This is a genomic window from Galliscardovia ingluviei (assembly GCF_014635685.1).
Classification (GTDB): domain Bacteria; phylum Actinomycetota; class Actinomycetes; order Actinomycetales; family Bifidobacteriaceae; genus Galliscardovia; species Galliscardovia ingluviei.
In genome coordinates this window covers 68,734-93,965 of the sequence record NZ_BMDH01000004.1, presented here as the reverse complement: position 1 = coordinate 93,965, position 25,232 = coordinate 68,734, and the positions used below count along the sequence as shown (strand labels likewise).

The 25,232-nt window shown below is 45.6% G+C and carries 16 protein-coding genes; 1 reads left to right on the top strand and 15 read right to left on the bottom strand.

Annotated elements, in window-relative coordinates; translation table 11 throughout:
- Window positions 1–79 precede the first annotated feature (79 nt).
- Window positions 80–2,326 (bottom strand): exo-alpha-(1->6)-L-arabinopyranosidase, encoded by a 2,247-nt coding sequence (locus IEU85_RS07200; RefSeq protein WP_188355581.1) that lies wholly within the window; start codon window positions 2,324–2,326, stop codon window positions 80–82.
- A 208-nt stretch (window positions 2,327–2,534) separates the two neighbouring features.
- Between IEU85_RS07200 and IEU85_RS07195 the strand changes: the two genes are divergently transcribed.
- Window positions 2,535–3,146 (top strand): TetR/AcrR family transcriptional regulator, encoded by a 612-nt coding sequence (locus tag IEU85_RS07195; RefSeq protein WP_188355580.1) that lies wholly within the window; start codon window positions 2,535–2,537, stop codon window positions 3,144–3,146.
- A 130-nt stretch (window positions 3,147–3,276) separates the two neighbouring features.
- Here IEU85_RS07195 and IEU85_RS07190 read toward each other — a convergent pair whose 3' ends face one another.
- The 14 genes from IEU85_RS07190 to dnaA all read right to left on the bottom strand — a co-directional run bounded on the left by IEU85_RS07190 (window position 3,277) and on the right by dnaA (window position 25,160).
- Entirely contained in the window at window positions 3,277–5,442 is a 2,166-nt protein-coding gene (locus IEU85_RS07190) for a beta-galactosidase (RefSeq protein WP_188355579.1), read from the bottom strand.
- 66 nt (window positions 5,443–5,508) lie between these two features.
- Window positions 5,509–6,846 carry a glycoside hydrolase family 30 protein gene (locus IEU85_RS07185; protein WP_188355578.1) on the bottom strand — a complete coding sequence of 446 codons (1,338 nt, stop codon included), beginning with the start codon at window positions 6,844–6,846 and terminating at the stop codon, window positions 5,509–5,511.
- Window positions 6,847–7,044: 198 nt separating this feature from the next.
- Window positions 7,045–8,370, bottom strand: coding sequence for an MFS transporter (locus IEU85_RS07180; protein ID WP_188355577.1), 1,326 nt, complete (start codon window positions 8,368–8,370; stop codon window positions 7,045–7,047).
- A 275-nt stretch (window positions 8,371–8,645) separates the two neighbouring features.
- Window positions 8,646–9,272, bottom strand: coding sequence for a TetR/AcrR family transcriptional regulator (locus IEU85_RS07175; RefSeq protein WP_188355576.1), 627 nt, complete (start codon window positions 9,270–9,272; stop codon window positions 8,646–8,648).
- A gap of 258 nt (window positions 9,273–9,530) precedes the next feature.
- Window positions 9,531–10,415, bottom strand: coding sequence for a 6-phosphogluconolactonase (gene pgl, locus IEU85_RS07170; protein WP_229714824.1), 885 nt, complete (start codon window positions 10,413–10,415; stop codon window positions 9,531–9,533).
- Complete coding sequence (locus tag IEU85_RS07165; RefSeq protein ID WP_188355575.1) at window positions 10,408–11,331, bottom strand: glucose-6-phosphate dehydrogenase assembly protein OpcA; 924 nt, start codon at window positions 11,329–11,331, stop codon at window positions 10,408–10,410. The genes pgl and IEU85_RS07165 overlap by 8 nt, the downstream gene beginning before the upstream one ends.
- A 108-nt stretch (window positions 11,332–11,439) precedes the next feature.
- Window positions 11,440–12,963 carry a glucose-6-phosphate dehydrogenase gene (gene zwf / locus IEU85_RS07160; RefSeq protein WP_188355574.1) on the bottom strand — a complete coding sequence of 508 codons (1,524 nt, stop codon included), beginning with the start codon at window positions 12,961–12,963 and terminating at the stop codon, window positions 11,440–11,442.
- A gap of 382 nt (window positions 12,964–13,345) precedes the next feature.
- Window positions 13,346–13,927, bottom strand: a complete 582-nt coding sequence (locus IEU85_RS07155; RefSeq protein WP_229714829.1) for a DUF3566 domain-containing protein — start codon at window positions 13,925–13,927, stop codon at window positions 13,346–13,348.
- Window positions 13,928–14,055: 128 nt separating this feature from the next.
- The gene (gyrA, locus tag IEU85_RS07150; protein WP_188355599.1) at window positions 14,056–16,773 is read right to left on the bottom strand and encodes a DNA gyrase subunit A; all 2,718 of its coding nucleotides are present in this window, start codon (window positions 16,771–16,773) and stop codon (window positions 14,056–14,058) included.
- Between the two features lie 81 nt (window positions 16,774–16,854).
- Window positions 16,855–18,852: a DNA topoisomerase (ATP-hydrolyzing) subunit B gene (gene gyrB, locus IEU85_RS07145; protein ID WP_188355598.1), complete on the bottom strand. Its 1,998-nt coding sequence runs from the start codon at window positions 18,850–18,852 to the stop codon at window positions 16,855–16,857.
- A gap of 276 nt (window positions 18,853–19,128) precedes the next feature.
- Window positions 19,129–19,608 (bottom strand): DciA family protein, encoded by a 480-nt coding sequence (locus IEU85_RS07140; protein WP_188355572.1) that lies wholly within the window; start codon window positions 19,606–19,608, stop codon window positions 19,129–19,131.
- 2 nt (window positions 19,609–19,610) lie between these two features.
- Window positions 19,611–20,882 (bottom strand): DNA replication/repair protein RecF, encoded by a 1,272-nt coding sequence (gene recF, locus IEU85_RS07135; protein ID WP_188355571.1) that lies wholly within the window; start codon window positions 20,880–20,882, stop codon window positions 19,611–19,613.
- A gap of 293 nt (window positions 20,883–21,175) precedes the next feature.
- Window positions 21,176–22,297, bottom strand: coding sequence for a DNA polymerase III subunit beta (gene dnaN / locus IEU85_RS07130; RefSeq protein ID WP_188355570.1), 1,122 nt, complete (start codon window positions 22,295–22,297; stop codon window positions 21,176–21,178).
- 928 nt (window positions 22,298–23,225) lie between these two features.
- Entirely contained in the window at window positions 23,226–25,160 is a 1,935-nt protein-coding gene (gene dnaA, locus IEU85_RS07125) for a chromosomal replication initiator protein DnaA (protein WP_229714823.1), read from the bottom strand.
- Window positions 25,161–25,232 lie beyond the last annotated feature (72 nt).

Here is a 25,232-nt window from a genome sequence, read left to right as displayed (position 1 = left end):
CACCTATCGTACTGTAACTATTTACCTCGTATGTAATAGATTGGCTGTAATACGTTTGCATAGCACTTGCTGCTATTTACTACTTGGTATGAGCTTCATACCAATCAAGCAAGAACTGTGTAATTTTGCCTCCCTCAGGACCAAGCAGCGTAGTCATGGAATTGATTGGCATAGCGTGCAAAAACAGCGCAGTCATATCATTATCAGGAATTGCAATAATTTCTCCGCGTTCAGCTGCTTCTTCTGCAGCTTTCATAGCTTGAGCACCAAGAATATCTTGTTTCCACTCATCATAGGTTGACCACTCAGTCAGCGGCAGCGTCTTATGGTCGCCTTCAAGTGTTACTGCTACACGAGCTGCAATATCTCGGCTAGAAGTTCCTACTTCCACAGTGTAGGTTCCTTCTTCCACATGCCAATCATTAAAGCGCTCTGACCAGTATGCAAAAGCGCGGCTATCAAGTTCGATAGTTACTGTGGTGCTGGCTCCTGCTTCCAAATAGACTTTGGCAAAGCCTTTAAGCTCATGAACAGGGCGTGCCACTGCTGACTGTTCAGGTGCTACATATACCTGCAAAACTTCGGCACCAGCTCGGTCAGACGTATTAGTGACGCGGGCGCTTACTTGTACGGTATTTGGTTGATATGCATCTGCTACAGCCTGAACTTGATCAATAGCAAAAGTGGAGTAGGACAGTCCGTATCCAAATGGGTATGCTACTTGGCGCTTGAATGTGTCGTAATATCGGTATCCCACAAATACGCCTTCTCCGTAGTCAACGTGACCTTCCTCTCCTGGCCAGTTCAGCATACTTGGATCATCATTAATATCGTTGATAATAGTTTGTGCTAACTTTCCAGATGGGTTAGCATCGCCATAAAGCAAGTCTGCGAGTGCTGCGCCGCCTGCCTGACCGAGCAACCATGCTTCGAGTACTGCCTTTGCATGCTGCTGCCATGGCTCCATACTTACTACGGAACCGTTGGACAGGATTACTACAATATTGCTATTGACTTGTGCTACTGCATCTAAAACAGCAAGTTGTTTTGCTGGAATATCTAGGGTAGTGCGGTCGAATCCTTCAGATTCCGCATATTCTGGCAATCCAATGCACATCACTACTACATCAGCATGCTGGGCAGTAGTTACGGCTTCTTGGGTAAGTGCTGCATCTTGTGGTTCATCTTCCAGAGTGAATCCCGGAGCAAATTGTGCGTTTGCGCCGCGCTCTTGCAAAGCGTCTATCAAACTGCTCATGCGCGTTGGTGTGATATGTGAAGAACCGCCGCCCTGATAGCGTGGGGTTCGTGCAAACTCACCAATAATTGCAATGTTTGCGGTTGGTGCAAGAGGCAGAATATTGTCGTCATTTTTCAACAATACTACTGACTCTGCGGCAGCTTGACGGGCTAACTGATGGTGTGCATTGGCATCAAACGTATAGCCTTCACGGCTCATGGCTTGACGAGTTTGGTTGACGAGATCAATCATGCCTTGTGCCATAGCTGCGAGCTGTTTGCGGTCAATTCTGCCGTCTTGTGCAGCATACACAATTTGGTTATCAGTACCGCTTGGTGGCATTTCTAGATTAAGTCCCGCATTCAGTGAGGCTACACGGTCATGATCTGCGCCCCAATCGCTCATCACTATACCCTTGAAGCCCCACTCACCGCGCAAAACATCAGTAAGCAGCCAGCGGTTTTGTGCAGAATGCACGCCATTGATTTGATTGTAAGAGCACATAATGGTCCATGGTTGGGCAGTTTTTACAATATGCTCAAACGCTGGGAAGTAGATTTCTCGCAATGCTCGCTGGCTAATACGAGCACTAATACGCAGTCGGTCTGTTTCTTGATTGTTGGCAGCAAAGTGCTTTAATGAGGTTCCAATACCTTGTGATTGCACGCCTGAGACGATACCTACTGCTTCATGTCCAGCCAAGTATGGGTCTTCTGACCAGTATTCAAAACTGCGACCCCCAAGAGGATTGCGCTTAATATTAACGCCGGGACCTAGAATAACAGCCACTTGTTCTTGAATACATTCTTCACCCATGGCTACGCCTACTTGGTGAATGAGTTGCGGATTCCATGTACTAGACATTCCTGCTGCTGGCGGGAAGCAGGTTGCTGGCACAGAGTCGTTGAGGTTAGTAGCAGTGGTGCTAGCGAGTGCCTTACGCAATCCGTGTGGACCATCGGTAATCATATATCCTGGAATGCCTTTTTCAGGAATACCTTGTAGATGCCACGCATCTTGACCAGAAGTGAGGCTTGCTTGTTCTTCGAGTGTGGGATCTTGTGCGCTTGGGTATTGTTCACTCATTTGTGTCTCCTTTGCATCACGGTGAGCACCATTGCTTGATAAGTCATTCAACAACCTACCGGTCGGTTAATATTACTATAACAAATAATAACACCCTGATACAACTCCAAAACCATACTTTTATAAGTAATCTTCACAAGTATGCGATACTGTTGTACTGCACCGTCCAATAGTGCATCCATACTATGGGAAGCACGGAAGGAAGAATATGACAACACAACATAACCATGATTTAGCCAATACCGATACAGCCGAGCAGACGCGCAAAGAAGCCATTCTCCAAGCTGCTATCGAATACTTTGGCACACTTGGTTTTTATGGAACTTCCTTACAAAAAATTGCCACCAAAGTAGGACTTACCAAAGCGGGCGTTTTACATTATGTCGGCTCAAAAGAAGGGCTGCTTTCTCTTGCGCTCGCCGGCACGTATGATGTGCAAACTGATGATATTACACAGCGCTATCAAGCTATGGAGCAACCACACTTGCCAGCAATGCTACGCGAAATTGTTGCAGTAAATGCCAAGCGCCCCATGCTGGTGCATATGTTTTCTACCTTAAGCGCTGAGGCTATTAACCCAGATCATCCAGCACATGAGTATTTCCAACAGCGCGAAAAGAGAGGATTAAGCGATTTACATTCAATCCAGTGGCAAGTGCCTAAGGGCGTGGATGTCGTCGCTACATGTTCAGCAGCATATTGCGCTATGGATGGCATGCAATTGCGCTGGCTACGCAATCCAGAACTTGATCTAACAGCAATGTGGCAGTCTATTGAGCAAGTATTATTCCCAGAACCACTCTGGAGTGATTTTAAATAGAATGCTCAGTGCAATTGTGTACATAAACTAAATATGTAAACCACACAACCACACTGAGCACATGCTAGTTTTGTATTCACAGAATCAGTACTGGACCCGATTATGAGTTACTGACAGCTACCATTGGCTGTTACTCGCTTGCAAGAATAACGACATTCCAAGGTCCAATGCTAAGCTCATCTCCTTGAACCAGCGCTGTACCCACGGCAGGACCAGCCTGAGGATCATCAATAGCAGTGCCATCAGAGACTACACGCTTACCGCCAACAAGCACCGTACCTGCAACTGGACTTGCCACATGCACGGGCTCAGCACTGTAATTGAGCATATAGGTAATCTGCTGACCCTGAACATTGATACCCTGACGAACGCTCACTATGCCAGCGAGCGCCAAGACCTGCTCATCGACTACACCCGCGCGAATCACTGCCTCGCGCAAAACATCACGCATAGCATCGGCATCGAGGAAAGTGCCAATCCACTGAGCATCGCCTTTACCAAATGTACGACGTGTAATTGCCGCATACTCTGACCAAGCATAATGCCCATAGCGCGCCAATACTTCAGTATCAGATGCAGGCTTGAGCAATTCAATCAACACTTGCGCTTGAGTACTATCGGCATTATCAGCACTACTAGCAATATCAACACCATCAGCATTATCAAGAGACTGCAAAGCACCCTGATACACCACACTCACATCACGCGGACGAGTGAACTGGTTATACGATATGCCAAACACATCATCCAGCGTATGAGGGGCGCGATCATGCCAGACTTTTACTTCTTCATCGGCGACAAAAGAGCGCAATGTTGCAATCAAATGCCCGCCATCGGCTACGAAATTACGCAAGGTATCAAGCGTGGATTGTGCAGCACAATATAATGCCGGTGCAATAATCATATTGTATTGTGACAGGCGCTTGGCGCTCGTATCACTTGGCACGATATCGCATTCCACATTCAGCTCGAATAGCGCATCGTACACACGTCGGAACACATCGTTATAAGCAGGACCAACACCATCAGGGAATCCTGTTTCTATGCGGAACCAGTCCAGTGCAGACAGCGACTCATTATTGACCATAATGGCTACGCGGTTAGTTTTCTGCAGATGAATCAAACTGCGTTGCACTTGAGGCTGGGCAATCTCACGCCCGAATACAGCCGCTTCACGATACGTTGGGTTTGGTTCATAATCGTGGCTGAGCAGGCCTTTCCAGTATGTTTCAAAGGAATTATGAATCGAACTCCAATGCCAATACATTACACCATCGGCACCACTGGCCAAATGTGAATAGGCTTGAAGTCGCAACTGTCCAGGGAATGGCAACCAACCGTGCTGACCTTGCGCCTCAGTTTCCAGCACAATGTAATTACGCCCGTTCTTTGTGGAGCGCGTAATATCACCGCCAAAAGCAATTTCTTTGCCAGTTAATTGATCTTCTGTCGGGTGGTAAATATCCACGCCAGTAATATCCATGGCCTGCGAAGCCTTGAAATGGTCAACCGCTGGCTGCACACCATACGAATATCCGCGCCATTCAAAATCGAAATTGTGCGTAATAAACTGATCATCACGCATATATTCGCGCACAATACTCGCTTGCCATGCCAAAAACTGGGCAACCTGCTCCCTACGAAAACGGTCAAATGAAGCGCGAATTGACTCGTTAATAGAGCCCGTCACATCTGGAAAATCTTCCCAGGCATCTACGCGATTTGACCAGTAGTCAAGTCCAAAAGCCTCGTTCATTGCATCTAAATCATCATGGAATTGCTCCCGCAAAGACTTCACATATAATGCTTGCATGTCACGAGAAACCGAATCATAATATTTGGTTTCATTATCAACTTGGTAGCCAATTACTGCAGGATGCTGTGCTACATGACTAATCAACTTGCGAATAATGCGTTCACCGTAAAATCGATACGCTGGATTAACAATATCCATAATTTGGCGAGCGCCGTATTTGCCTTCGCCACTGACTGTTGTTGCTAGCACATCAGGGTGCATACGCACTAACCACGATGGTACGGCGTAAGTTGGTGTGCCAACAATGACGTGTATTCCAGCGCGCAGTGCCGCATCCAAAGCACGATCCACATGCGAAAAATCAAATACGCCAGGCTGCGGTTCTTCGGTACTCCATGTTGATTCTGCGATACGAATAGTATTGATGCCAGCTTCTTGCATCATTGCCATATCGTCATCAATGCGGTCAAGCTGTGCTGGCACATACTCGTCATAGTATGCTGCGCCAAAGAGGATATGATCTACTTCTTGCACACTCATAGTATTCCTTTACTTGCTCTGTTACCGAATTTTCATTGAATTAACTTTCAACGTTTCAATAAGCGTTTAGTCCACAACAAAGGTATTGATTGAGCGTGCTTCAAGCGTCACTTGCACACTGTGCTCGTTATGTTCAGGATCTGCAAACGTAAACGGCATAGCATGATCAAGGGCATTCTGTACTACCACAACCAAACTTCCATCAGGATTACGGAACGCGATACCCATGGAGTTAAAGTGACCTGTAGTACCCAGCACTGTAGCACCAGGCTTCACATACTGCGAGAAGTGGCGCATAATATAATATTCTGGATTACGGCGAACTTCATGGGTATCAGCAGTAATAGTAAACAGTGAATTCTGCCACCAACCCCATGTAGAGTCCTGATCATCCAAAATCATATTCCAGTAGGTATATGCTGTAGCACCATTGCGGAAGTAATGATTTACTAGATGGAATACGTACTCCGCATACTCCCATGTGTTTTCACCATTGCCGCATTCTGATTCAGACTGGATAAGCTCAATTTCTGGCCAAGAAGCGTGTGTGCGCTGGATTGCAGCACGTCCTGCCCACTGATAGCTAATGCCCTTAATATATTTTCTTGCGTCATCGTCAAAAAGAATTTCATCGACATAGCGGTTGTAATTATCAAGCTTCATGCCGTAACCGCCAGTAAATGCCATATCTTCTGGACCGTTCAAAGTACCCAGCCAAATATCCGTATCTAAGCCGGCGGCTTCAAATGCAGGACCGAGATAATCACGGATAAAGACTTTCATAGATTCAGCATCCCAGAGTGCGCTTGGGAATTTTTGATCAGCAAATACTTCATTTTGCACATGCAACTGGTTTACAGCAATACCATGTTCTGCATAAGCCTGAATATATTTAACAAAATATTGAGCATAGGCTTTGAGATTTTCCGGTGTCATAACCAAGCGGCCATAGTTATAAGCCTTTGGACGCTTCATCCATGTTGGAGGAGACCATGGGCTGGCAAAAAGTTTCATATTTGGCTGCCACTGCTGAGCCGCATGAATATAAGGGATAAGCACTTGTTCGTCACGTTCTACGCTGAAATGCTTAAGCTCGTAGTCGCCTTCTACTTCGTCGTAGCTATACCAGTGATCGGCAAAATCATTAGCACCAACTGGCGCACGGTTGAAGGTGAAGTTCATTTCCTCAGGATCAAATAATTCTTTGATAATCTGATTGCGTTCTTGCTCGCCTACTGTTTGCAACGCCAGCCAACCAAGTTCATTAAAGCAACCACCAAAACCGCGAATAGCTTGGTATGAGTTGCCGTCTAATTGCAGATCCTGCGATGAAGTTACTTGCGCAGCGTCAATATGTTGTACTTGCAAACGTTCTTGTGGGGTAGAAGAAATCCACGTAGTCATTATGCTTTCCTTATCTACTATATATTCGATTTCACATCTTCATTGGTGCAGATTATCGTTTTATCTAATAGTTGTTATATAAGATTGTTGTAAGACTGTGCTTCCGATATGCCGAGGTTTGAAACTAAGCTATCCGAAGCACAGCCGAATGGTATTGAGAAGTGTTATTCTTCTTGCTTTCTCAATGTATACAGTTGATTACTTCACGCCTTTAATAATCATAATGAAGAAGCAGCCGATAATGGCAAGTGCAATAGCTACCGGGAATGCGAAGTTGTATCCAGCAGCAACCACAATACTACTCATAATAATTGGGCCACACATCTGACCTAAAGTAGTTGCCAAATTCAAAATACCAAGGTCCTTACCAGCTTCTTCTTTATTTGGCAGCACATCAACGAGCAGCGCCTGATCAACAGCAGAATAGACTGCATAGCCTAGACCTGCAATAGCTGCAAAGAGGAACATACCCATAGAAGAACGGATAAACCAAGGCATGGCAATACCAATAGCGAAGAGTACAGAAGAAACAATAACCGGAGCTTTACGGCGTCCAATAAGATCGGAAACAGGTCCTGCAATAAAGGAACCAAGCAACGACACTACCATGGTAATTGTAGAAACAGTAGCAATTGTAATACCTGACTGCTTGACATCCTGACCAATCCAGTTCTGAATAATATACAGCTGATAGACGTTAATCATCTGATAGCTAATCAGCATGCAGAAACGACCTGCAAATGCCTTGTAGAAGTCATGCGCAGTGGAGAATTTTGGAGGGCGGAAGCTCATAATAACTTCCTTGAAACCAGTCTGTGAAGCTGGCAAATAATCAGCTGATTCTTCCTTAGGGATAATCAGTACAGCAACAACGCCACCCAAGAACATCAGCACGCCAGCCACTGCAAAGCCAGGCAGAAGATTCTGAATGAAGAACGCGCCAAGCATAGTGCCAATTGGAGCACCAATTGTGGCACCAGCGCCGTAGAAAGCGCTCATCGTACCGCGCACACCAGAAGGAATGCGATCAGAAAGAATAGCAACCATTGGCGCAATCATGCAGTTCAAGCCAAACATGCACAAGCAGTACCAGAATGTCAGCAATACAGCATTATGTGTGGTACCAGTTAAGAAAAGTGTTACACCGCCCAATGCTGCACCAAAAATAATCCATGGGGTGCGGCGTCCGTAGCGCGAGCGGGTGCGGTCAGAGAAGTTTCCAAACATCAAGTTAGAAACTAGGGAAGCGACAGCGGTAAATGCATTAACAATACCGACGAGCGCATCTGGGTTGGCGCCTTCAATAGTTTTATACTGCATTGGCAGCAATACTGCGGATACAATACCCAAACCGCTCATCCACAGAATGCCGAAGATTAAAAAGCCTGCGCCAAAGCGAGTAAGTTTTGCTTTTGATACTGGCAAACCAGTTGCAGGAGATAAGCTTGGATCTTTATCTGCTGCTTCGATTGCAGCATTATGAGCAGCAAGTCGCTCCTCTTTTGATATTACAGCAGTACTCATGGGTCAATGACCTCCATCCAACAGTCAACACTGACACTACTGGGCGTTTGGACGTTAGCAACGTACAACTCCGTTGTTACCGAACGTTTAGTAGATAAATGAATAATAAATCAAAATGCAAAACTTGGCAAACAAAAAAATCTTAATTAGAAATACATTTTTTTAGAAAGAAAAACTGGAATATCAAGAACACTTGATATTCCAGCAAAACTACACCATCAAAAATTTTATATACTACTTATTAGATAAGTGACAACGGCGTGTCTTAAAAAGTATCACTTATATCCATCCCACTGAGGTGAGGGGAATAATATACGCTCAAAATCAACCCACTCATCATAAAAATCAATAGGCGGTTGACGAAGCCAACGCAACTGAATACCATCCATTGCTTCAATAGACTTGCGCACAAACGGCCTCATATGCACATCCCATTGCATTCCTGGAGGGAGCTTCCACGAATATTGGGAATAATGTTTCCACACTTCCTCAGGACGATGCTCGAAATACTTATGTAATGGGTGATCGATATTGAATGATTCTGTTTCAAGCACCATATACAACTGCACCATTTGCCTACGATGCGCATTATGCCGTACCAAAAAACGCAAATATGCGGGGAAATGCATACCCTCTGGATCTGAGCCCGGCAAACCAGACTTCATAAAATCAGAAGGAGTACCAGTCATATCGTAAATATCAGTAATAAGCAGGGAAAGCAAGCCATCTTTATTACCAACATAGTGCAGTAGTCCAGGCTGACTTATGCCCACAGCATCAGCAACATCACGCAACGAAATACCATTGAATCCACGTTCACTGATCAGTTTTACTGACGCTTCAATAATCTCCTGCTTGCGTGCTTCTGGCGATTTACGAATCTTCTTCTTTATATCAACCATATGCTTCCACCATTACTCATCCAACCTGAATTATGATACCCAGTTAGATAACAATAGCTATACCCGAATACACTGAGCACGGCGTTCAGCTTATGTCTTATTTGAAATCGTATCACAGGCACATTGCAAGATATTTCAATTAGGCTTTGCTATCTGCCCATATTATGTAATACTTATTCACTAATACACTGTATGCTGACGCACTGCACATCACGCAGCATGCTATGAGATACTATCTAAGAATACCTTACGATAACTTCATGCCAAGAGCAGCGATGCGGCGTCCTGATCAACTAACCATAGTGTACGCTCTACTCCGTCAATCAGTGAACTTGGAGTATCCGCACGGGCTTCGCCACTCAAAGCACGTTGCACTGCCTGTGCTTTACCAGCGGTAGAAGTACAGAACCACACTTGGCGAGACTGGCGAATAAAAGGCACAGTTAATGTCAAGCGCAATGGCGGTAGCTTAGGCGAATTACGCACTCCAGACACCCAACCATCAGCTCGCAACTCAGCAGCATTAGGGAAGAGCGAAGCGCAATGCCCATCAGGACCCACACCAAACATAGCTAAATCAAGACATGCTTTATCGCCAAGTTCAGCGTGTAATTCTTGCTCATATGCCAATGCCTGCGCATCAAGACCCTCTTCACCATTACCTAAATCTGCAGGCATCTGGTGAATATTATCTTCTGGAAGTAGCCCAACTGCTACAAGCTCGTCAAGCATCTCCTGGCGTACTTGTAAAGCATTACGGTCGGGGTCATTTGCATCAACATAGCGCTCGTCCCCCCACCATAAATGCACACGTGACCACTCAACTTGCTCTATAACGCTGCGCTGATGATGAAGCATATCAACAAGCACACGCATCATGCCATTACCATCAGTACCGCCGGTTAAAGCAATATCAGCGCGAGATTGTTTACTCAAAATATCAGCAAGTGTATCCAGCAAACGCAATGCTAAAGCCTGCCACATATCTTGTTGAGAAGCGTAGACCATGCACTCACGTACTACTTCTCCCTGATGCTGCGCTTGGTAATCCTGCTCAGTAATTCCCGGTGCTATCTGGGCTAAAGACTGATAATCAGGGGCAATGCGCTGCACTACTGTCTGTGGTTGTGACATATTAGTCATGATTTACGAGATTCCACCCCTCAGCAAGTACCTCGCCATAGACAACATCGGGTTCCAAACGGCGCATTTCTTCACTCAAGCACTCCTCAAGGGAACGCTTAGGCATAGATAAATGCTGATCCATCTGTCCAGGCTGTTCAATAACAGCTTGCTCATCAAATGGGCCAGTGCGGCGAATACTCAAATCACCATCTTCACGGTGGAATACAACTCCCATCAATCCGCCTTCGGCATCGCGATCAATAGTAACTGGCACCTGCAGCTTTAGCGCCAACCAGGAAGCTAGCAAATCTACTGGCAAACTACCGTGGCTACCTTGTACCGTAACTTCTCGAATAGCAGTATATGGAGGCTGATCAAGCATAGACACCAGCAGAGCACGCCAAATAGTAAGCCTTGTCCATGAAAGATCCGTATCGCGTTCATTCCAGTTTGCACGCAATGCAGCAAAAGCCGCTGCCGGATCAGCGCTATGTGTCGCATCAGTAATACGACTACGGGCAATAGCACCAAGTGGCTCAAGCGATGGATTTTCGGGAACTTCACCCAACCACCATGCCATTACTGGCACATCTGGTACTAGCAGTGGAATAACTAAAGTATCCAAATGCTGGGTCAATGCACCGGTTGGGTGCAATACAATACATTCACCTGCACCAGCATCAGCACCGAAGCGCAACTGTGCGTCTAAATGTCCGTCATCGGAATCTTCGTGAGGGACTACTGCAATTACGCGGCATGGGTGCTCACGACTAGCACCATTTGCTATTTCCAGCGCTTCTTCCAAACGATTATCAGTAGTAGCAATCAGCAGTGTGAGCACGCGCCCCTGTGCTGCCTCACCGCGCTCTTCATGCATAGCATCAATACGCTGAGAAATCTGCGCAGTAGTGGTACCTGGCAAATCTACAATCATGATGCCTCTCCAATCCTAAAATATGTATTCAATGCTCTATACGGCTTATACGGTTCTACGCGTATCTATTGTTTGCATATCCAAGTCATACCAATAACCATGGCATAATCATGGCATTCTCCAGCAGCGACCATCTCGAGCCAACATTTCATCAGCTTCCTTCGGACCCCAAGTACCAGCACGGTATGCTTGAGGCTGACCGAGAGTTGCCCAATACTGCTCAATTGGATCAAGAATTTGCCAAGAAAGCTCAACTTCCTTAGTTGTCGGGAACAGCGGTGGCTCACCAAGAAGCACATCCAAAATCAAGCGTTCATATGCTTCAGGAGAAGCCTCAGTAAAGGAATTGCCATAGCTAAAGTCCATATTGACATCGCGCACTTCCATAGCAGTCCCTGGAACTTTAGAACCAAAGCGCAGGGTAACGCCTTCATCTGGCTGGACGCGAATAACAATAGCATTCTCTCCAAGCTCTGATGTTGAAGTCTGTTCAAATGGCAGATGCGGAGCACGCTTAAAGACTACTGCAATCTCAGTTACACGCTTGCCTAAACGCTTACCAGTACGCAAATAGAACGGCACACCAGCCCAGCGCCTTGTATCAATATCAAGACGCACCGCGGCATAGGTTTCTGTGGTGGAATCAGGATTCACACCTTGCTCCTGCAGATACCCAACAGCTTGCTCAGATCCCTGCCATCCTGCACTATACTGACCACGCGCGGTATGCAGTGACAAATCTTCAGGCAGGCGTACAGCAGAAAGTACCTTAATTTTCTCTGCTCGTAAATCATCTGCAGAGAAGGAAACTGGCTCTTCCATTGCAGTTAATGCCAGCAATTGCAACAAGTGATTTTGAATAACATCACGAGCAATACCGATACCATCAAAATATCCAGCGCGGGAGCCAATACCAATATCCTCAGCCATGGTAATTTGCACGTGATCAACGTAGTTTGAATTCCAAATTGGCTCAAACATAGTATTAGCAAACCGCAGTGCCAGTAGATTCTGTACGGTTTCCTTACCCAAGTAGTGGTCGATTCTAAATACTGAATCCGGATCAAATACTTCAGCAACTACACGGTTTAGTTCGCGAGCGCTTTGCAAATCATGTCCGAATGGCTTTTCAATAATGACGCGACGCCAAGCTCCCTTATCAGACTTCGCCAAACCGGAGTCAGCGAGCTGACGCGAAACAATAGGGAAAGCGCTTGGTGGAACAGACATGTAGAACGCATGATTGCCGCGGGTACCGCGCAAACGATCAAGTTCAGATACGGTTTTTGACAGCTGTTCAAATGCTGCAGCATCATCGAATTCGCCACGCACAAAGCGCATGCCCTCGGCAAGATGACGGAATGTATCTTCATCGAATGGTGTGCGTGCACGCTCGCGCACAGAACGCTCGACATAGGCTACGAAGTCTTCATCGCTCCATTCGCGCCTACCAAAGCCTACCAGTGCAAATCCCGCAGGTAATAATCCTCTACTGGCTAAATCATATACTGCTGGCAACAGCTTTTTTCTTGATAAATCGCCAGTTACGCCAAAAATCACTAATGAGCATGGGCCAGCAATTCTTGGCAGTCGCAAATCACGCGAATCACGCAATGGATTATGATGTCCCATATATCCTCCCCAACCGCATAGCCTACACTAAATGACAGTTTCTTATTAGAGTTCGTTAGTAATGTATATATGTAAACCTATCAATTATTCTAAGGTTGTACATCATTTTTGTATGCTAATGAGATAAGTTTTCTTACAGCGTCAAAAGTTGCGCGAATTTGCCTTGAAATGACGCCATAAACCTTCGCATACGTGATATATATCATAAAAACAGAGCCCGCGAACACGAGCTATATATAGGTGCTCCATACAGAACAGGGTCTCAGTTCAGTTCATAGAACATAGAACGAGACCCTGTACACATCCTGCAACTACTATGCGTTATGTAATCGCGTAATCAGGTAGCCTAGCTAAAAATACCTAGCTAAGCGCTACACAGCGATTAATCATCACCAAGCGTGACATGAACACCGCCAACTAGTGCGCTCACAATATTGTATAAGAACGCTCCAATGGTAGCGAGTACAGTAAGCAGCACAATTTCTACAATAGAGAAAATCGTTGTAGCACTCAGCACTGTACCTAAGCTAAAGAGGCTGCCAATATCCATATTGCCACTATCAAGGCCAGTAGTAGACACCAGCTGCGTGATATTATCAAACAGTCCGATAGAGTTCAGCAATACCCATACCAGAGCAACAGCAACAAGCTGAATAACACCTAGCGCAATAGAGAGCAAGAATGAAACTTTAGTTACTGACCATGGATCGACATGAGTCACCGAAAGCTTCATACGGCGAGCACGAGGTACTTCCGACTTGCCTTTATCACGTGATGAGCCGTCAAAACCCTTACCCTTGTGAGGAGCGTCAGCTTCGGCACCTGCTGGCTTAAACGATACCGGCTGTGGCTGGGATGCAGTCTGACGCACCACACGATTAGGATGCACTTCTTGCTGCTCAGCATCAGACTCTTGTGATTGCTCATCTTGTTGTGGGGTATGAACTTGTGCATGTTGAGCAATAGCATCAGCATCAAAATTTAGTGAAGCTGAACCAGAAGCAACCGTTCTGCCCTGGTGAGCGTGCTCATTGGAGTCTGATATAGACTCAGAGCGAGCTTGTTCATTATCTTGTTCTTCACTCATCAGTCCTACTCCTTAGCACCTGATTCAGTGGTTTGTGCAGCTACCTGCTGGACTTGACTTGTTTCTTCCGATGCATTGAGATTATCAGCATTTTCGGACGATTGTGCAGCTGATTCATCTTCATCATCATGTTCTGCATTGCGAGCAATAGAAATAATCTCGTCACCTTTATCCGGCTTAGCAAGAGTGACGCCTTGAGTATTACGCCCAGTGCGCTTGACTTCGGCAATATCCGAGCGAATGACCTTGCCGCTCTTCATAATTGCCATGACTTGGTCAGCTTCATCAACTACCAATGCGCCCACCAAGCTACCGCGACCATCTGGTAATGCTACAGCTTTCACGCCAAAACCATTACGCCCTTGCAAACGATATTCATTGATTGCTGTGCGCTTAGCAAAACCTTCATTAGTGACTACCAGCAGGTCTTTATCACTGTCTCCCCAAACCACATCCATGGCTAGCAATTCGTCACCTTCGCGGAACTTCATGCCTTGAACGCCTGCAGTTTGACGACCCATTGGACGCAGCTGCTCATCATCAGCCTGGAATTTCAAACTCATTCCAAGCTTAGAGACGAGAATAATATCGTCTTGTGCCTTGCACAGGTTTGCGCCTACAAGTTCATCAGTAGTGCCATCTTCTAACTCGTTTAAGCGAATAGCAATCAAACCACCTTGGCGAGCAGAATCATATTCACTCAATCGAGTTTTCTTTACCTTGCCGCTACGTGTTGCTAGTACTAAGTAATCGGCAACTTCGTAGTTTGGAATAGACAGCACTTGCTGAATATGCTCATCTGGACCCAACTGCAGCAGATTAGCCACATGAGAGCCCTTAGAATCGCGAGATCCTTCAGGAACTTCATAGCCCTTAATTCTGTACACGCGACCTTCATTAGTGAAGAAGAGTAGCCAGTTATGCGTGGAAGTTAAGAAGAAGTGATCGACAACATCATTCTCGCGCAATTTAGCGCCTTTAATGCCCTTACCGCCACGATGCTGTGCACGATATTCATCAGCCTTGGTGCGCTTAATATAGCCGGAGTGAGTGACCGTAACCACCACATTTTCCTCGGCAATCAGATCTTCCATATTCATTTCGCCTGAGTATGGCAAAATCTTAGTCCTGCGCTCATCGCCGTATTTATCAGCGATTTCATCAAGTTCTTGACCGACAATAGCACGCTGACGTTCTGGCTTTGCCAAAATATCATTGTAATCAGCGATTTTACGCAGCAACTCTTCATGCTCGTCTATAATCTTTTGACGTTCCAAAGCCGCCAGACGACGCAACTGCATTGCCAAAATTGCATCAGCCTGAATCTGATCGACATCAAGTAATTCAATCAAACCTTGACGAGCAGAATCAACGTCTGGAGAGCGGCGAATCAAGGCCACAACTTCGTCAATCATATCCAGAGCCTTCAAATAGCCCTGCAAAATATGGTCGCGCTCTTCTGCTTCGCGCTTCAAATAGCGAGTACGGCGTTCAATCACATTAAGCTGATGCGTGATCCAATGGCGAATGAATGCGTCAAGACTTAATGTACGTGGCACACCATCAACCAATGCCAGCATATTAGCGCCGAAAGTTTGCTGCAACTGCGAGTGCTTGTACAAATTATTGAGCACTACCTTTGGTACTGCATCACGCTTTAATACCAGCACCAAACGCTGACCAGTACGACCGGAAGTTTCATCGCGCATATCGGCAATACCTTGAATCTTGCCATCGCGCACACCTTCACGGATAGACTGAGCAAGACGGTCAGGATTAACCTGATATGGCAGTTCGGTAACTACCAAGCACATGCGCCCGTTAATCTCTTCGGTATTAACCACTGCACGCATAGTGATTAAACCGCGTCCAGTGCGATATGCCTGCTCGATACCCTTATGACCGAGAATTGTCGCGCCAGTTGGGAAATCAGGTCCCTTAATAATGCCAATAAGTGCTTCTAACAGCTCTTCTCGGCTTGCTTCAGGATGCTCCAATGCCCAGTGCACGCCAGCAACAACCTCACGCATATTATGCGGAGGAATATTAGTTGCCATGCCTACGGCAATGCCTGCAGAACCATTGACGAGCAGATTTGGGAAACGTGCTGGAAGAACTGTTGGTTCTTGTGTTTTACTATCGTAATTCGGTACAAAATCAACAGTTTCTTTGTCGATATCACGTACCATTTCCATGGCTAATGGTGCCATACGGCATTCGGTATAACGCATTGCTGCTGCAGGATCATCGCCAGGAGAACCAAAATTACCCTGACCGTCTACGAGTAGATAGCGCATTGCCCAAGGCTGTGCCATACGCACAAGAGTGTCATAGATTGCAGCATCGCCATGAGGGTGATATTTACCCATCACATCGCCGACCACGCGAGAGCACTTGTTATACCCGCGATCTGGACGATAGCCGCCATCATACATCGCGTATACTACACGGCGATGTACTGGCTTCATACCATCGCGCACATCTGGTAGCGCGCGCTCAACAATCACCGAAAGTGCGTATGCCAAATAGGATTCGCGCATTTCCTGCTGCAAATCCATGGGCTGAATACGCTCGCCAGCAAGCAGACCATAATCGGTATTATCTGCTTCTTGTGGGCTGAGCGGTTCCGTAGAACCAGAGAAACCGTACTGTTCTCCAGCCTGCTCACTATGAACAGCCTGCTCATTGTTCCCAGACTGCGCAGCATTATTCTGCTCATTCATTGAGCCGTTATTTTCGGTTTGTTCGTTATTTTCCGTATTTTCTGGAGTATTCATATCGTCTGCCACAGAACTCACTTATCCTTACGCATCAATAAATCGTGCATCACGAGCATTACGCTGAATGAACAATCGTCGTGGCTCTACTTCGTCACCCATCAGCATGGAGAATGTTTCATCAGCTTGAGCAGCATCTTCAATATGAATCTGCTTCAAAATACGATGCTCTGGATCCATAGTGGTTTCCCACAATTCCTGATAGCTCATCTCACCCAAACCCTTGTATCGCTGGATACCTTCGCCCTTTGGCAGCTGGCGTCCTGCCGCACGACCTTCGGCAAGTACACGGTCACGCTCTGCGTCGGTGTATACAAAGTCATGAGCACCTTTAGTCCACTTCAAGCGATACAGCGGTGGCATTGCCACATACACATATCCTGCGGTAATCATTGGGCGCATATAGCGGAAGAACAGCGTAAGATTCAAGGTTGCAATATGAGCGCCATCGACATCAGCATCAGCCATAATAATGACCTTGTGATAGCGCACTTTAGAAATATCAAAGTCTTCACCATAGCCGCCACCAATAGCAGTAATTAATGACTCAATGGTGTCTGACTTCATCATGCGGTCTAAAGAAGCACGCTCTGTATTCAAAATCTTACCGCGTAATGGCAAAATTGCCTGTGTGATAGGGTTGCGACCCTGAATTGCGGAACCGCCTGCAGAATCACCCTCCACGATAAAGAGTTCGCACTCTTCTGGATTGCTTGACTGGCAGTCCTTGAGCTTATCTGGCATGCCTGCCGTTTCAAAAATAGACTTGCGTCGGGTGCTTTCACGAGCTTTCTTAGCCGCAATGCGTGCACGCGCTGCTTCAATGCCCTTCTGCACAATAATTTTTGCAGAACTTGGGTTCGCGTCAAACCAATCGCCCAAACGCTCAGTCATTACGCGCTGTACAAAGGTTTTAGCTTCAGGATTACCCAGCTTTGTTTTAGTCTGTCCCTCAAACTGTGGGGTAGTGAGCTTAACTGAAATAACAGCGGTCAAGCCCTCGCGCACATCGTCGCCAGAAAGATTTTCATCTTTATCTTTCAAAATGCCTTTTTCACGAGCATAGCGATTGACTAAACCAGTGAGTGCTGCGCGGAAGCCTTCTTCGTGAGTACCACCTTCTGTAGTAGAGATGGTGTTAGCAAACGTGTGCACTGACTCTGAATAGGCACTGGTCCACATCATGGCAATTTCGGCAGAAATACCAACATTCAGGTCTTCTGCTTCAATATCAATAATTTCATCAACTACTGGCGTTGTTTTACGGGTTTTAACCATGTAATCTACATAATCTTTAATACCGTTTTCATAGCAGTAGCTCACCGTGCGATGCAGCTCTTCAGCAACGTTTTCACCGTCACCTGCTACCTCATCACCAGCTTGATCAAGTTCGCGCAAATCAGTCAGAGAAATACGCAGCCCCTTATTCAAAAAGGCCATTTGCTGGAAGCGCGAACGCAAAGTTTCAAAATCAAAATGTGTTGTTTCAAAAATTTCGGCATCTGGCCAGAAACTTACGCTAGTACCAGTGGATTCACCATCATTAAGAGGTGCACCCTGTTGCAATGGCGCTACCGGGTGTTGATTTTTATAGCTCTGATGCCAGTGGAATCCTTGGCGGCGCACATCAATTTCCATGCGTGTAGACAGGGCATTCACTACAGAAATACCAACACCATGCAAACCACCTGAAACGGCATAGCCGCCACCGCCGAATTTACCGCCAGCGTGGAGCTTGGTCATCACGACTTCAACGCCGCTAATGCCTTCGCCTGGCACTTCATCTACTGGAATACCACGACCATCATCATCTACACGCACACCACCATCAGCAAGCAAAGTTACTTCAATATGTGATGCATAGCCGGCAAGTGCTTCATCGACGGAATTGTCAACGATTTCATAGACTAAATGGTGTAAGCCGCGCGGTCCTGTTGAACCGATATACATACCTGGTCGAATACGAACTGCTTCCAGCCCTTCGAGGACCTTCAAATCGCTTGCTTCGTAATGCTCAGGTGCCATGGTGCCGTCTAACTGACCATCTTGTAGATTACTTGGCTGTTCTACTTGTTCAGATGGCTCTTGAGTCAGGTCTGTCACACCCTATCCTTTCTGTAGATCCCTGCCATCACTCCTTGCTGGCGCCGACAGTATGCCTGCCAATGCCTCATCAACGGAGCATGTATGGGACTGATTCAAAGTGAATTGCCCCAAAATCGCGTTATAAAGGGTCTATTCACGCATTAATCCTAGAAGTAATAGGGTACTAGGTAGCAAAGACCTCCATGTGTTAGAGAGCTATCGCCAAGAATGTATGTATCGAGAGCGTTTACGCCCCACGCCAGGTCCCGTAATCTGCACTTTTTCTAAAGGCAAGCCTTCTAATTTTTTTGCTATTGTCTGCTCAATTTGCGGCACTAAGTAGGTCAATTGTGATACCCATACTGGCGAATTTGCACGAATAGTCAGCACCCCGTCAACATACGAGTCTACACGTGAATATTGTGCAATCTGTTTGCCAACAACTTGATCCCAATGGTTATTTAACTGGGCTAGTAGTAAATGTGGTTTCCACGCACTCTGTCCTGCAAGCGTTTGCAACACATTACCCAGTTGTTCAGGATCTCTACCAGGTGCACCAAACTGCTCTAATGCTAATTGTGCACGTTTGCGTCGCTCTTCATAGAGTTGGGCACGCTGCGCATAGCGTTCAAATACCTGTGCTGCAAGTTTTCTTTGATCGAGATGAAGCACTTGTGCAATAGGAGGTGTTCTCATTGCTATGCTTGCTCCTGAGACTTCTGCTTGACCATGTTTGCAACAAGATGCATCATCTCATCGTGCTGACTGGCAATCTGTTCTTGCGCGCATCGCTCGACATCAATCAACTGCGCTTCCATACCATCTGGAAGGTCGCGAAGAGCTGCCATCGTAATGAATACTTGGGTTTTCTGCTGAGCAAATTCCATAATCTGCTCACGTCGATTCATATCAAGTTGTGCAAACACATCATCCAAAATAATAATGGGTTCGCTCTGCAGCTGTTGCTCAAGAACCTCACATAACGCCATTTTCAAGGCAAGTGCCAGTGTCCATGCCTCGCCATTTGATGCATATTCTTTTGCCGAAAACCCGTGAAGCTCAATAAGTACATCATCGCGGTGAGGACCAATTAAATTCTGTCCTCTGGCAACTTCGCCAGCGTAAATTCTCCTAAAATGCTCACTAATATTTGCTTTGATGGATTGAATATCGTGTTCTGTAATGTCTTCGCTGCCCACGGTTTCTTGGTGATAAGACCCTTGAAATGTAGACTCCTGAGGCGTCTGCTCTTGAACTTCTTCAAAAGATGGAGCATAGATTATGCGGGCACTCGTATCTCCGGAGGTGAGCCGGCTATAGATACGTGTAAATGGCTCTGCAAGTTGATGTATAATCTGCTCACGTGCGAGGGTCAGACGCAAGCCAAGCTCAATAAATTGCCCAGTCCAAATCTCAAGATTTTGTAAGGTCGCACTAATATCAAAACCTTCATCCTGATGCTGCAATGTTTTTAGCAATGCCACGCGCTGCTTAGCAACCTGCATATATTGTTGCAATATGGCGTAATAATCAGGGTTGAGTAGTGCTCCTGCTTGGTTGATAAACGATCTTCGTAAACTAGGATCTTGGGTAACTAATTGCTGATCATCCGGCGCAAACGCTACTACTGGGATTTGCCCTACAACATCACGCATATATACGGATTTGCCGCCATTAATACGCGCTCGGTTGGCGCCTTTTGCAGCAAGTGAAATCTCATATGTGGTTTGAGACTCATCATTATTGATAACGTTGGCACGAATCGTAGCCTTTTGCTGTCCTGCACGAATTAGTGGAATGGTACTGTGTGCACGATGGCTTGTTCCTGTTGCAAGTACTTCGATCGCTTCAACAATATTAGTTTTGCCAAGACCATTGGCACCATAGAGTACGGTAATACCAGGCGTAACATCAATAAGTAAGTTTTGCCACGATCGAAAATCGTCTAATGCAAGTCTTGTAAGATACACTATCTTCCTTATCTATTGATATTGCCTATCGTATGCAACTTTCCTGTTTGCCTATAACAGCCCATATTATAACCATAATGGAGCTAATAGGGTAGGGCAATTAGAATCTATCTGCTGTATTACATAACGCTGTAGCAGTAGTAGTCAGAAACAATCTACAGCAATAGTCGAATAGCTACATAGCCAAATGCGGGCTGGTATGAACCAAACCCGCATCGATAGTGAATTGCTTTGAATATCAAATAGTAGTGGGGCTATTCATGCTGGTGTGTGCTCCCAACCCCACTATAGTGTTATTCTGCAGAACGCATTGGCACGAGCAGATAACGGTATGCTAATGATTCGTCACCCGTTGCCTCTTGTTGACCGTTAAACTCAACTGCTTTCAGCGAATCTGTCATTTTCATACGCACGTACGGCTCACGAATAGCAGAAAGTCCTTCAACCAAATATGTTGGATTGAAAGCAACCATAATTTCATTACCATCAAGATCAACTGGGAGCACATCATGACCGGATTGTTCATCACCACTTGCAGAAAGTGATACTTCATCGCCATTAAAAGCCATGCGAATTGGAGCATTGCGCTCTGCTACAAGTGCTACACGGCGAATGGCATCAAGTAACAGTTGCTTTTCGATAACTGCATGAATAGGATATTCGTCTGCAAATAAGCGGTCTACCGTCGGGAATTCGCCATCAATAAGCTGTACAGTAGAACTGCGTCCGTCATTTTCAAATCCCATTAGCGTTGGCGCGTCTGGTGCAAAATCGAGGGTAAGATCTTGTGCAGTATTGAGAGAACGGGCGATATCTTTAAGATAGGCGCCTCGGACCAAAGTTTGTACTGCAATATCAGGGTTTTGTGGACTCCAGTTGAAAGTAGCTCGAGATAGGCGGAACCGGTCCGTAGCTGTTAATACTACTTGTTCACCGGTAAATTGCATATGAATGCCAGTAAGTACTGGACGATTTTCTTCGCGAGCTACAGCAACTGAAGCTTGTGCAATAGCATTGGCAAAGACCTGTCCGTCAATAGTACCTAATGTTGGTGGTACTACAGGTAGATCAGGGTAGTCTTGCTCCGGCATCAATTGCAAAATAAATGATGTTTTACCGCTGCTAATCGTCAGGCGAGTATCATCAGTTTGTAATGTTGTTACTTCTTCTGGAAGAGATTTAACAATATCAGTGAGTAGTTTACCGAGTACAATTACAGTTCCTGGTTCGTCAATGCCTGCTTCAATGTGATGACGAGAGGAAATTTCGTAATCAAAAGCAGATAGTTGCAATACTCCGTTGAATGCTTCTAGTTTAACACCTGAAAGAATTGGAGATGCTGGACGTGATGGAATAACTCGTGTGGTCCATGCTGTTGCTTCAGCAAGGGCTTGTGTATTGACTTCAACTTTCATTGCTTTCCTTTGCTCAATTGCTGCTGTGTTTAGTGTAGCGCAAAAATGAGGATGAAATTCAAGGCTGTTATCGCATTATGATTATGATGATTATAAAATATAGATATAAGAGAGTGTAGTAATAATAAGTGTGGTGGAAATTGTGGATAAGTTCAGATTTTCATTGCTAATTATAGGGTTGTATAGCGTATGTTGTATGTGGAAGAAATGTTGAAATGATGCGGATAAGTAGGGTAGTTTTCCACTGAATCTTGAGCAATTTAAGTTTTCCACAATTTGAGTGAAGTTTTCCACAGCCTATACACTGGCAAAGTCAAGTTTTCAACGAGGTTCTCCGCTGAAAAAACCCGATAAAGTGGAAGAAATGTGTATAAATTAGTGCAAAACATAAGAGCACCGGGTGTGTCGCAGCAAAAAATTTGCAGAGAATCTAAGCACTTTTAGCGCATAAAGTATTTGTAAAGCGTTTTCCATAAGTTTTACGCAGTATATAAACATGGTTATCCACAGGATTAACCTTGTAATTGCAACGATATTACAAGTTATCAACTTGTTTTCCACAATAGATTAACAACCTATACACATGTTATACTCGGAGTTATTCTCACAACGTGAAGTGCGCATATCCGATGTCATCAGTATGCAAGGTACTACTCGAATCCTGCTACTCATAGACTACTGAGCTGATAAACTATTGAGCAAGAATGATATTGTCAGCTGTGCTTCTTGATGTTAATCGGTAAACTAAACAAAAAAATTTACGTTAAAATTGAGTGATATGAACAACATACAATGCTGCTCTTTAACGATATTTACAATACAATATGCGTTGCAAGAGCGTGCTCAATCTCATAAGAGGATATGTTGAAATATTGTAATTGCAACGTAAATAAAAGTTCGCGTAGCAAAATATCCTAAAGCTTAAGACTTAATGGTTAGCTGTAGGCTGTCGCTTAATCTTATTTGTTAACTCAGTGACATAGTTGTAAACTTCGCGCTCTTGAGACATGGCAGTTTGAATCTTCTTACACGCATGCATTACTGTAGAATGATCCCTGCCGCCAAAAATTAATCCAATATCATGAAGTGACTGACTAGTAAGTTCTCGAGTTAAATACATTGCTACTTGGCGAGGAAATACCACGTTTTTAGCTCGCCAAGGCCCAACAATTTCATCAAAGGAAACAGAGAAATAAGTGGCAACGATATTAATAATATCTGTTGGACGAATCTCCACCTCTGCAGTAAAGAAGTCCTGCAAGGTTTGCTGCACCAAAGAACGTGTAATCACCTGATCATTCAAACTCGCCATAGCGGTTACACGTGTTAACGCGCCCTCAAGCTCGCGCACATTATCAGTAACTTGCTCTGCAATAAAATCGAGAGCATCCTCTGGAATATCCAAGCCGCTAATTTGCGCTTTCATGCGCAAGATAGCAATGCGTGTCTCTAAATCTGGTGGAAGCACATCTACGGATAGCCCAGATTCAAATCGAGTGATAAGACGTTCCTCAAAGCCCTTAAGATTCTTTGGAGCCACATCGGAGGCAATAACGATTTGTTTATTAGCACTGTGCAAGGCATTGAACGTATGGAAGAACTGCTGTAGCGTTTCTCCCTTGCCTCCAAGGAATTGGATATCGTCAATAAGCAGCACGTCTACTTCGCGATAGCGGCGATGGAACTCAGTAATAATGCCGCCTGTTTGTGCAGATCCTTGTAGTGACTCGATAAAGTCATTGATAAATTCCTCTGAATTGACATAGCGCACTTTAAGCGTCGGGTCTTCTTTGAGTGCGTAATTGCCAATAGCATTAAGCAAATGCGTTTTACCAAGCCCAGAACCGCCATAAATACATAGCGGATTAAAGGTTCTTCCGGGAGATTCTGCAACAGCAAGGGCGGCACTGTGGGCGAAACGATTAGAGTCGCCCGGTACAAAGGTTGCAAAGGTGGCATTGACGTCAAGATGCGTGAGCTTGTCACGGGTTGTTTTATTCTTACCTCGATTGAGCTCGAGCGGAGATAAACTGCTGTCATCATTGCCACTAAGAGGCAAAGTATCGTCAAAGCGCTGCTGAACAAAATGAGGATTGGTATTACCCGACGGCTGAGTATATGCTCCAGCGGTGCTAGGGGTGGTAGCAGCGCTAGAGCCTTGCCAATGTATTGGCTGTTCTGCATGAAGTGGCTGAGCAGGCGCTGCTGACTGGGATGGCTGCGCTGAACCCACAGCATACGAAGTATTAGGTTGTGCGAATTGCTGCGCGTTGAATTGCTGCGGTTGCTGCTGAGTATTAAAAGACTGTGCTTGGCTGCTTGGCTGTCCTACTCCAGAATCTGCATACTGAGTAACGCCTGAGCTTGGTTGCATATTAGTTGGCTGAATATTGCCAGCATCTTGTACTTGCGTGCCGAATTGTTGTACAGGAGTGGAAAACTGTTGTACTTGTGCAGATTGTGGCTGTACAGGCTGTGAATTTATAGATTGGTTTGGTAACTGTTGGCCACCCTGCGACGATTGTGCAGGAGCTTGGGTAGGAGACTTTCGCATTGCGTTGCGCTGTGCCAATGATGGACGCGGTGGCACAATTTTAATTAATGGGGTTAATGGAATACCGCCATTAGCTGCCTGTAAAGCCTCCATGACTTCATGCTTCTGTTCGACAGTAGATCGTGTAGTTTCGTTAGAAGCATTGAGCACAATCATTGAATCGAATACACTAACCGGCGAAATATCATCCACGCAGGCTAATTCGCGTGGAGTAAGTAATCCGCTGGCGCGAAGGCTTGCGCTCGCATTGGTCCAAATGCGAGCAGCATTATCGGCTGGCGAAGCATTGTGCTGATCCAGCTGGTCCATAAGCGTCTCCTTCTTCAAACCTTCGACCTGTGTACTGTCCGTAGCGTGGCATGGCGTAGGAGCATTGCTCCT